The organism is Flavobacteriales bacterium (genome assembly GCA_021296215.1).
Taxonomy (GTDB): domain Bacteria; phylum Bacteroidota; class Bacteroidia; order Flavobacteriales; family ECT2AJA-044; genus ECT2AJA-044.
In genome coordinates this window covers 1-7,440 of record JAGWBA010000094.1, presented here as the reverse complement: position 1 = coordinate 7,440, position 7,440 = coordinate 1, and the positions used below count along the sequence as shown (strand labels likewise).

Here is a 7,440-nt window from a genome sequence, read left to right as displayed (position 1 = left end):
GCTCGTACACCAGCCATTAAAGTCTCGAATATCAACAACTCTAATGACCTCTTTCTAATCCTCTATAAATATAAAAGCCTCCATTTTCTGAAGGCTTTCTTTATTATGTTAAATAAACTCTTGCTTATTTGATCTCTACCAGTTCGATCTCAAAGGTAAGGTCTTTAACAGCGAGTGGATGATTTGCGTCGACCATGATGCTTTCGTCACGTACTTCAGTAACGGTCAACGGCATTTCGCATCCGTCCGGAGTACGACTTACGAGCCCTAAACCAACTTCTGGTTTGATCTCTGGCGGCAATTGGTTCTTTGGAACCTCTTGGATCAGTTCTGCGCGGTGCTCGCCGTAAGCGTCAGCGGCTCGAATCTGAACCGTTTTGGTTTCGTTGATCTTCATATCGATGACACCGTTTTCGAATCCCGGGATCAATTGTCCTTGACCCAGGGTAAATTCGAGCGGTTTGCGTTCGCGGGACGAATCGAATACTTCGCCGTTTTCGAGCGTACCGGTATAATGAACGCGAACGGTATCGTTTTGCTTAACTTGACTCATAATGTTTATTTATGGTTTGTGCACTTTGAGTGCTGCAAAGGGACAAAGAATACTTCCGGTAACCAATTGGTTTTGAGCCAAAAAGAAGACCCTTATACTCTAAGGGCCTCGCTTTATTAATATTGGAGCTCGATTATCCCTCTGCGGAAAGTGCGTCCAATCGTTTCTTCATTTCCATGGACTTCTCAGTCATATCCAACTTGTAATATACCACCTTAAGGGCATCCAAGGTATATGGATCTTCCGGCATAAGCTCAAGAGCTTTCTCGAAATACGGCAGGCTCTTTTCAAAATATCCTTTTTGTTCCGCCTTCAATGCTTTATAAGCTTTGTCAGATACTCCGTCAGCGTTCAGCTTATCGACCATGTCGTTCGCCTTTTCTACCCAGATCACTCCAAGTGAATAATGAGCTTCAGCTAATGAATCATTTAACGATATTGCTTTTCCAAGGGCTTCCATGGCGGCTTCTTCGTTACCCAGTTTCAACTGAATGGTTCCAAGGGCATTCCAAAGGAGTGCATTTTCCGGATCAGCTTCAACGGCCAAGTTCAAGGTTTCCGTAGCCTTTTGGTCATCGCCTTTGTCGATGTAATAGTTTACTTCTTCGATCAAAAGGTCACGGTCCGATGGGTACTTCTCACGTCCTTCGCGAACCGCTCCGATGGAACCTTCAGCATCACCCATTTCTTTGTAAATCTGGCTGAGAACAACAAAGGTTTGTGCTCCTAAGTAATCCATATCGATCAACATGCGGTTCAAGCGAACGGCTTCTTCGTAATCCTCACCATATCGGGCCATCAAGGCCGCGTTGTACAAAGTCGTAGTGTCGGTGTCGCCAACGATCGGATTCTTCTTTAGCTCATAGGCGCGCTCGAAATCGTCTTTTGCAGAAAGGAATTCCTCAGTTTCGATCTTGTCGAAAGCCCGGTTTAGGTATCCGCTAACCACAAAAGCATAGAGCTCTTCACCTTCCTTCTCGTAGCGATTCTTCACATCTACAATGAAGAGATTCTCCAATGCATCTGCTGCAACATCAAGAGCAGCTTCTTTTTGATCAGCATATTCCGGGTCGTTCGAAACTGAAATACGCTGGTAGATCAGTGCACGGTAGTACCAGAATTTAGAGGAAACTTTCTCAGGAACTTCCTCTCCGTTAGCATTGGCTTCCAACATCTCGGCGTGAGCTTCGTCGATAAGGGTTTTAGCTTCGTTCCAACCCCCTGCATTCACTCGAATGACAGCTGTAATGGTCTTTGATTTCTGAGCGTAGGCACTAGAACTCAGAGCGAGCATAACGAGAAGTAATTTGATGATCTTCATATTTCTCAAGTTGATCTTTGAATATTTTGCCCAAAAATAAGGCTATTATAGGCATAAAAAAAGCCCGTTTCATTAAGAAACGGGCTTTTTCCATACCAACTAGGTCTTTACTCTTCAGAAGCTTCCTTCTGATCGGTTGCGTTTTCAATGTCCGTTAGTTCTTCGCCTTCGTATTCTTCAACGGCGATCTTCGTTACTGCAGCGATCTCGTCGCCATCCCTTAAGTTGATCAATCGTACACCTTGAGTGGCGCGACCCATGACCCGAAGTTCTTCAACTCCTTGTCGGATCGTAATACCGCTGCGGTTGATGATCATGAGGTCATCGGTATCCACGACATTCTTTATAGAGATCAACGCACCAGTCTTGTCAGTGATGTTCAGGGTCTTAACTCCTTTTCCACCTCGGTTCGTCTTGCGGTAATCATCGACCTTGGTGCGTTTACCATAACCACGCTCGCTCACGACCAGAATATCCGACTCGAGCTCGTCCACGCACACCATTCCTACAACTTCGTCGTCATCGCTATTCAATGCCATTCCACGAACACCCGATGCTGTACGCCCCATGGGGCGAACGGCCGACTCGTCAAAGCGAATCGCTTTACCGTTGCGGGCCGCCATGAGTATCTCACTGTCGCCCGAAGTCAGCTTTGCCTCGAGAAGAATATCGTCTTCGCGGATGGTGATCGCATTAATACCGTTTTGACGCGGACGAGAATAAGCTTCGAGGCTGGTCTTCTTCACTTGACCCTTCTTCGTGCACATCATGATGTAGTGATTGTTGATGTAATCCTCATCACTTAAAGAAGTCACGTTGATAAAGGCCTTTACCTTATCGTCATTGGGAATATTGATCAGGTTTTGAATAGCTCTTCCTTTGGAGCCTTTTCCACCCTCCGGAATTTCAAATACCCGAAGCCAAAAGCATCGACCTTGTTCGGTGAAGAAAAGTAGATAGTTGTGGTTGCTCGCCACGAAAAGGTACTCCAGGAAGTCCTCGTCGCGGGTCGACACCCCTCGGTGACCTACTCCACCCCTTCTCTGCTTACGGTACTCCGTAAGCGGAGTTCTTTTAATATAACCGAGGTGAGAGATCGTTATGACCACGTCTTCATCGGGGATCATGTCCTCGATGTTCAAGTCACCTCCGGCGTAGTTGATCTCCGTGCGGCGCTCGTCACCGTACTTTTCTTTCATCTCGAGCATCTCGTCTTTGATGATGCTCATACGAAGCTCTTCGCTGTCCAAGATAGAGCGCAAGTATTCGATGGTCTTCATCAATTCAGCGTGCTCTTCTTTGATTTTGTCACGCTCCAAGCCGGTGAGCTTTTGTAAGCGCATATCGAGAATCGCACGAGCTTGGATCTCGCTCAACTCAAACTGAGTCATTAAACCATTTCGGGCGTCCTCCGGTGTGCGGCTCGCACGAATAAGTGCTATAACTTCATCCAGATTGTCGAGAGCGATCAACAGACCTTCAAGAACGTGAGCTCTTTTCTCGGCCTGATCCAACTCGTACTGAGTCCGACGAACTACGATTTCGTGACGGTGATCGACGAAGTGGCCGATCATATCCTTCAAGTTGAGTTGCTTTGGGCGCCCACCCACCAAGGTGATGTTGTTTACGCTAAATGAGGTTTGCAGCGCCGTGTATTTGAACAAGGTGTTCAGTACGATATTCGGAATAGCGTCGCGCTTCAAAATGTATACGATTCGCATTCCGTTCCTGTCGCTTTCGTCTCGTATGTCCGAAATACCCTCGATCTTTTTGTCGTTGACCAGATCAGCGGTCTTCTTGATCATATCGGCCTTGTTGACCTGGTAAGGGATCTCGGTTACTACAATACCTTCTCGACCATCGACTTCTTCGATGTTCGCATTGGCTCGCATAACGATTCGCCCTCGACCGGTCTCAAAGGCTTCTTTAACTCCTTCGTAACCGTAGATAACTCCGCCCGTTGGGAAGTCGGGAGCTTTTACAAACCCAATCAATTCTTCGGTCTCGATCTCTTTATTGTCGATGTAGGCACAGATACCGTCAACAACTTCCGATAGGTTGTGCGGAGGCATGTTAGTAGCCATACCCACGGCGATTCCAGAAGCTCCATTGACCAACAAGCTCGGGATCTTCGAAGGGAGCACGGTAGGCTCCTTAATGGTGTCGTCGAAATTAAGTTGATGATCGACTGTGTCTTTGTCGATATCCGTCAACATTTCCTCAGCCAATTTTTGAAGTCGGGCTTCGGTGTAACGCATGGCGGCCGGACTATCACCATCGACCGATCCAAAGTTACCCTGACCGTCAACCATCATATATCGCAAGGACCAGGGCTGCGCCATACGCACCATGGCGTCGTATACTGCGGTATCACCGTGCGGGTGAAACTTACCGAGCACCTCCCCTACGATACGAGCCGATTTCTTGTACGGGCGGTTCGAAAGTACCCCCAATTCGTACATTCCAAAAAGAATTCGACGGTGTACGGGCTTTAATCCGTCTCGAACATCGGGAAGGGCACGTGACACAATGACCGACATCGAATAATCGATGTAGGCCGATTTCATTTCCTCCTCAATATTTATCGACACAATTCTTTCTTCACTCATGCTCTATCCAGTTGTCAGAATTAACCATTTAATAACGTACGAATATAGAAAAACGACGTCCTGTCAGGAACCGTACATGGCACGAAAATTGGTCTTTTTTGCACACGGCCGTGTTGATAAAATGATTTTGTCATTAAAGTCGTTTTAATAGTGCATTGGCTACATTTGATTTAAACCCTTCGGGTAACCTGTGCGTTATCCAACAAACACCAGGCAAATGGACGAAAATTTTTCACCCCGAGTCAAAGATGTGATCGGCTATAGCAAAGAGGAAGCTCTTCGCTTAGGTCACGATTACATTGGCACGGAGCATTTGATGCTTGGTTTGATCCGCGAAGGAGAAGGAATCGCCATCGAGATACTTGAGTCTTTAGGCGTGGACCTTCCGGCCTTTCGCAAGAAAATTGAGTCGATCAGTAAAAGCGACCTGACAACCAAGGTGAGCAAAAGAACGAATTTGCCCTTGACTCGTCAGGCCGAAAAGGCGTTGAAGACTACCTTTTTGGAGGCTAAGCTCTTTAAAAGCAGTGTGATCGGTACCTCCCACCTGCTCCTTTGTATACTTCGCAATGAAGATGATCCAGTTTCGCGCATCTTGCGTCAAAGTGGGGTCGATTACGATAAAGTTAAAGAAGAGTATCAAGCGCATTACAGCGAAGACTCGAATTTGGGAAACAAACCAACAGCGGACCTCCCCTTCTCCGACAAAGACGATGACGATTTCGAAGATGAAGGAAAGGGTAACCCGTTCGGCTCCGGAAGCTCTAAGAAGAAATCAGACACTAAATCAAGTACTCCGGTGCTCGATAACTTTGGTCGAGATCTGACCAAATTAGCTGAAGACGATAAACTGGATCCAGTCGTAGGACGTGAAAAAGAGATCGAACGAGTATCTCAAATCCTGAGCAGGCGAAAAAAGAACAACCCCTTGCTCATCGGCGAACCCGGTGTTGGGAAATCGGCTATTGCAGAGGGTTTGGCCTTGCGGATCATCAAGCGAAAAGTATCCAGAGTGCTTTTTGACAAACGCGTGATTACTCTGGACCTGGCCTCTCTAGTGGCCGGAACGAAGTATCGCGGTCAGTTCGAGGAGCGCATGAAAGCAGTGATGAACGAGCTCGAGAAAAATGAAGACATCATTCTCTTTATTGACGAGATCCATACGATCGTTGGTGCCGGTGGCGCGGCGGGTTCGTTGGATGCGAGCAATATGTTCAAACCCGCTTTAGCGCGCGGAGAGATACAATGTATCGGTGCTACTACGCTCGACGAGTATCGTCAATCGATCGAAAAAGACGGGGCATTAGAGCGTCGTTTTCAAAAAGTGATGGTGGAACCCACCTCGCCGGAAGAAACACTTGAGATCCTGCGAAACATTCGCGAACGATATGAAGATCACCACAACGTGAACTACACAGATGAGGCGTTGGAATCTTGCGTTAGTTTGACGAGCCGCTACATCAGCGATCGCTTTTTGCCCGATAAGGCCATCGACGCCCTTGACGAAGCGGGTAGCCGGGTACACATCTCCAATATTCGAGTTCCCGAACAAGTCGTGAAGCTCGAAAAGGACCTCGAGGGTATTAGAGCCGAAAAGATTCAAGTCGTGAAACGCCAAAAATACGAAGAGGCCGCACGCCTGCGTGATGATGAAAAGCGCATCGAAGCCGAGCTCGAAGCTGCCAAGCACGATTGGGAAGAAGACGTGAAAAATTACCGCGAAATGGTCGATGAGGAAAACGTGGCCGAAGTCGTGGCCATGATGACCGGAATCCCGGTGCAGCGTATAGCTCAGAACGAGAGCAATAAGCTTAAGAACATGGCAAGCGAGCTCAAGGATAAAGTCATTGGGCAAGGCAAGGCCGTGGACAAGGTCGTGAAGGCGATTCAACGGAACAGGGCCGGATTAAAGGATCCGAATAAGCCCATTGGAAGCTTCATCTTTTTGGGTCCCACAGGTGTTGGTAAAACGGAGCTCGCCAAGGCCTTGAGCCAAAAGCTTTTTGATACCGACGACGCTTTGATTCGCATCGATATGAGCGAGTACATGGAAAAATTCGCTGTGTCACGCTTGATCGGAGCACCTCCGGGTTATGTCGGATACGAAGAAGGAGGGCAACTAACCGAAAAAGTACGTCGCAAACCGTACAGCGTGATCCTTCTCGACGAAATTGAGAAAGCCCATCCCGACGTCTTCAACCTACTGCTTCAAGCACTGGACGACGGTACGATGACCGATAGTCTGGGTCGGAAGATCGATTTCAAGAATACCATCATGATCATGACCTCGAATATTGGCTCACGACAATTGAAGGATTTTGGTCGTGGGGTTGGATTCTCCACATCTGCACGTCAGGAAGGCATGGACGCTCATACCAAGAGTGTGATCGAAGGCGCCTTGAAGAAAGCCTTCGCTCCCGAGTTCTTAAACCGAATCGACGATGTAGTGCTCTTTAACAGTTTGATTAAGGAAGACATCTTCAAGATCATCGACCTTGAATTGGCCAAGCTCTACAAGCGCATAGGTAAACTGGGCTACAATGTAGAGCTGTCTGATGAAGCGAAGGACTTCATCGCTGAAAAGGGATTTGATCGAGATTTTGGGGCTCGCCCACTCAAACGGGCCATCCAACGTTATTTGGAAGATCCGCTTGCCGAGGAGATCATCAACTCTTCGATTGAAGAAGGCGATACAGTCAAGGTAGAATTCAACAAGGAGAAGACCGAGATTGAGGTGTCGGTCAAGAAGAAGTCGAAAAAAGCCCCAAAGAAAAGCAAAGAGGATCCGGCGAAGTCAGAATAAGAACAACTTACTCAATCCAATGAAGCCGTCTCGATTTTAACTTGAGACGGCTTTTTCATTTATGAGTTAAGAAGTAGTTGATTTTACTAATTTCTGTGAAGATTTTTTTTGAGCAAATCAGTCTATTGCCTGGATCTATGCGCTCATTTTTCTG

General features: G+C 47.3%; 4 protein-coding genes. 1 reads left to right on the top strand and 3 read right to left on the bottom strand.

Translation table 11 applies throughout. The annotated features are described in order from the left end of the window. Nucleotides 1–124 precede the first annotated feature (124 nt). The 3 genes from J4F31_11550 to gyrA all read right to left on the bottom strand — a co-directional run bounded on the left by J4F31_11550 (nucleotide 125) and on the right by gyrA (nucleotide 4,483). Nucleotides 125–553 (bottom strand): peptidylprolyl isomerase, encoded by a 429-nt coding sequence (locus tag J4F31_11550; GenBank protein MCE2497191.1) that lies wholly within the window; start codon nucleotides 551–553, stop codon nucleotides 125–127. Nucleotides 554–686: 133 nt separating this feature from the next. Beyond that, nucleotides 687–1,874 carry a tetratricopeptide repeat protein gene (locus J4F31_11545; protein ID MCE2497190.1) on the bottom strand — a complete coding sequence of 396 codons (1,188 nt, stop codon included), beginning with the start codon at nucleotides 1,872–1,874 and terminating at the stop codon, nucleotides 687–689. A 107-nt stretch (nucleotides 1,875–1,981) separates the two neighbouring features. Further along, nucleotides 1,982–4,483: a DNA gyrase subunit A gene (gyrA, locus tag J4F31_11540; protein ID MCE2497189.1), complete on the bottom strand. Its 2,502-nt coding sequence runs from the start codon at nucleotides 4,481–4,483 to the stop codon at nucleotides 1,982–1,984. A 217-nt stretch (nucleotides 4,484–4,700) separates the two neighbouring features. Here gyrA and J4F31_11535 point away from each other — a divergent pair, with 217 nt between their 5' ends. Then, nucleotides 4,701–7,286 (top strand): ATP-dependent Clp protease ATP-binding subunit, encoded by a 2,586-nt coding sequence (locus J4F31_11535; protein ID MCE2497188.1) that lies wholly within the window; start codon nucleotides 4,701–4,703, stop codon nucleotides 7,284–7,286. The last annotated feature ends 154 nt before the right edge of the window (nucleotides 7,287–7,440 follow it).